Source organism: Limnohabitans sp. (genome assembly GCF_044373035.1).
Classification (GTDB): Bacteria; Pseudomonadota; Gammaproteobacteria; order Burkholderiales; family Burkholderiaceae_C; genus Limnohabitans_A.
Window position 1 is genome coordinate 1 of record NZ_JBILQU010000191.1, and the last position, 3,156, is coordinate 3,156.

Below are 3,156 nucleotides of genomic sequence, written 5' to 3' on the forward strand. Positions count from 1 at the left end.
GCAACCACAACGGAGAAGCCCCATGTCTACCTTGACCATTCGCAACATCGAGACCGAGATCAAGGACAAGCTGCGCTTGGTCGCAGCGGCAAACGGCCGGTCCATGGAGGAAGAGGTGCGCACCATCTTGCGCAGCGTGTTGTCGCAGCCTGCTGCGGCCACGGGTTTGGGCAGCCGTTTAAACGCTCGGTTTGCGTCAATAGGCGGCGCGGACTTGCCACAGCCAGAACGCACCGAGCCTGCCCGTGCGGCGGACCTTGGTAACACCGCTTCAGGGGCTGGGCTGTGATCGTGCTGGACACCAACGTGGTGTCTGAGCTGATGCGGCCGGTGCCCAACCCGGCGGTGCTGGCCTGGGTGGACGCGCAATCAGACCGGGATCTGTGGCTGTGCAGTGTGGTTGTGTCCGAGTTGCTTTACGGGCTGGCGCGCTTGCCGATGGGTTCGCGCAGAGCGCAGTTGACGCAGGCTTTTGAGGCCATGCTGGCCGAAGACTTTGCTGGCCGTGTGTTGGCCTTTGACTTGCCCGCCGCGGTGGTTTATGCAGATTTGCTCTCGACGCGAGAGCAACAAGGTCAGCCGCTGGCCATGGCCGATGCACAAATTGCCGCCACCTGTTTGGCGCACGGTGCGCGATTGGCGACACGCAATGTGCGCGACTTCGAAGGGCTGGGGCTCAGTTGGGTGAATCCATGGACAAGCTGAACACGCTGCAACGCGACTTCGCCGAACAGCACATGCACACCATCTTGGCGCGATTGGCTGGGCCGGGCGCTGTGCCGCGTACCGATCAGGTGGACGCGGTGCACGCGGTGCTTCAACCGGCCTCTCGCGTGCTGGTGGTGCAGGCCACGGGCTGGGGCAAGTCGGCGGTGTACTGGGCGGCCACGCACGCGATCCGCAGCACGGGCGCTGGCCCCACGTTGGTGGTCTCACCTCTCTTGGCCCTCATGCGCGACCAGGTGAGCGCGGCCGAGCGGGCGGGGCTGAAGGCGGCCACGGTCAACTCCACCAACCTCGACGATTGGGATGATGTGTTTCAGCGGCTGGACGATGACGCCATCGACGTCTTGTTGGTTTCGCCCGAGCGGCTGGGCAACCCGCGCTTTGCCGCGCGGCTGGGCGCTTTGCTGGCCCGGGTGGGCCTGATCGTGATCGATGAGGCGCATTGCATCAGCGATTGGGGTTTTGATTTCAGGCCCGACTACCAGCGGCTGGCACGGGCGCTGTTGTCTACGCCCACCGCCAGCGTGCTGGCCACCACGGCCACAGCCAACGAGCGGGTGACGCTGGACATTGGCAAGCAATTGGGCGCGGACACGGTCACGTTTCGCGGCACACTGGCGCGCACTTCGCTCACGCTGTCGGTGGTGCCGGGTTTGTCACCTTTGCAGCGCTATGCCTGGATTGCCGATGCGCTGGAGCAGTTGCCCGGCTCGGGCATTGTGTATGTGTTGACGGTGGCCGAGGCGGATCGGTTGACGGCGTTTTTGCGCAGCTGCGGCCACGCGGTGGATGCTTACTCAGGCCAGACAGACGCCGACACCCGCCTGAAAGTGGAAGAGCGTTTGCGCCACAACCAGGTCAAGGCGGTGGTGGCTACTTCGGCGCTGGGCATGGGTTATGACAAGCCGGACTTGGGTTTTTGTGTGCATGTGGGCTCGCCTTCAACCCCGGTGGCCTATTACCAGCAAGTGGGGCGGGCGGGCAGGGCGGTGGCGCATGCCGAAGGGGTGCTGCTGCCCTCTGACGCAGATGAGCGCATTTGGGATTACTTCGCCACAGCGTCGATTCCTGACCCACAAACGGCGGCCAAGGTGTTGCAAAGCCTGGGTGGCGATGGTCGCAGCCTGATCGAGATCGAAGCCGACACGGGCGTGCGCAGGGGGCGCTTGGAGGCGCTGCTCAAAATTTTGGCGGTCGAGGGCTTGGTGGACAAAGACGGCACGGCCTGGCGCGCCACGGGCGTGCCCTATGTGCACGACACCGCCAAGTGGACGGCACTGGCCCAAGTGCGCCAGCAAGAGGCGGGCATCATGCGCCAGTATGCGCAGGGTGCGGGCTGCCTGATGGCGTATTTGCAGACGGCCCTGGACGATCCTTCGCCCGCGCCGTGTGGGCGCTGCTCGGTGTGCACGGGGCAGTTGCCGTTTCCGGGCCTGACGCCTTCACAAGACAAACTGGTTGCGGCGCGTGACTTCTTGCGTGGCATGGACGTGGACATCGAGTCGCGCAAACGCTGGCCCGCAGGGGTGGGCCGCAAAGGCACGATTCGAGGTTTTGATGCGGGCCGTGCTGTGGCCTTTGCCGACGATCCGGGGTGGGTGATCGAACTGCAGGCCTTGCGAGAGGCCCCACGCGGGGAGTGCGTTGGATCTGAGGATGTGCCGCCCGAGCTGCTGGCCGGGGCCTTGGCCACCCTGGGCCGTTGGGCGAAAAGCTGGCCCGTACGGCCCGTGTGCGTGGTGCCGCTGCCTGCACCGAACATGGCCGCCAACCAGCAATTGGCGGCGCACATTGCCCAAAAAGGCCGCTTGCCCCTGCACGACGTGTTCAGCTGGCGCGGCGGGCCAGCACCCGACGACACCGCCTCCACCTCTTTGGTGGCGCATCTGGAGTCGGCCATTTTTCTGTCACCCGATGCCGCATTGCCCGCAGGGCCAGTGCTGCTGGTCACCAGCACAGTGCGCACCCGCTGGGCCGCCACCGTGGCAGCGGCGCTGTTGCGCGAGCAGGGGGTGAGCCAAGTTCTGGTGCTGGCTTTGCATTTGCAGCCTTGAGGCATGATCGTCACCAACTTTTGAACGATGAAACGATGAACGACGACACACAAAACATACCCCTGTTGCAGGAAGCCCGGTTGTGGCAGGACGAAAACTGGACCGCCCAGGTCATCAAGAACGACGATGACGATGGCTGGGCCGTGGCGATGTTCAAAGCCGGTGCGTCTGAGCCAGCGCTGGTCGGCCCCTGGACCATGGGCCGCGACAAGAAGAACCCCAAGCCGTTAGATGGCAACGCCTTCATCACCCTGGTCAAAACCGCCAGCGAGTTTGTGCGCCGCAGCGAGCAGCAGTTGCACGCGCAACTCAACCAGAGCGTGATCGTCAACGGGCAGAACAGCCGCGTCACGGTGCTGCTGCGCATCGTGCCCGA

At 64.5% G+C, this 3,156-nt stretch carries 4 protein-coding genes; all 4 read left to right on the forward strand.

Annotated elements, in window-relative coordinates:
- Nucleotides 1–22: 22 nt before the first annotated feature.
- Nucleotides 23–289: a FitA-like ribbon-helix-helix domain-containing protein gene (locus ACIQ47_RS15630; protein ID WP_396438965.1), complete on the forward strand. Its 267-nt coding sequence runs from the start codon at nt 23–25 to the stop codon at nt 287–289.
- A gap of 2 nt (nt 290–291) precedes the next feature.
- The gene (locus ACIQ47_RS15635; RefSeq protein ID WP_396438966.1) at nt 292–705 is read left to right on the forward strand and encodes a type II toxin-antitoxin system VapC family toxin; all 414 of its coding nucleotides are present in this window, start codon (nt 292–294) and stop codon (nt 703–705) included.
- A complete protein-coding gene (locus ACIQ47_RS15640) occupies nt 693–2,780 on the forward strand; it encodes a RecQ family ATP-dependent DNA helicase (RefSeq protein ID WP_396438967.1) in 2,088 nt (695 codons plus the stop codon). Before ACIQ47_RS15635 ends, ACIQ47_RS15640 begins: the two co-directional genes overlap by 13 nt.
- A gap of 35 nt (nt 2,781–2,815) precedes the next feature.
- Nucleotides 2,816–3,156: hypothetical protein (locus ACIQ47_RS15645; protein WP_396438968.1), on the forward strand; the 341-nt coding region annotated here is incomplete at its 3' end.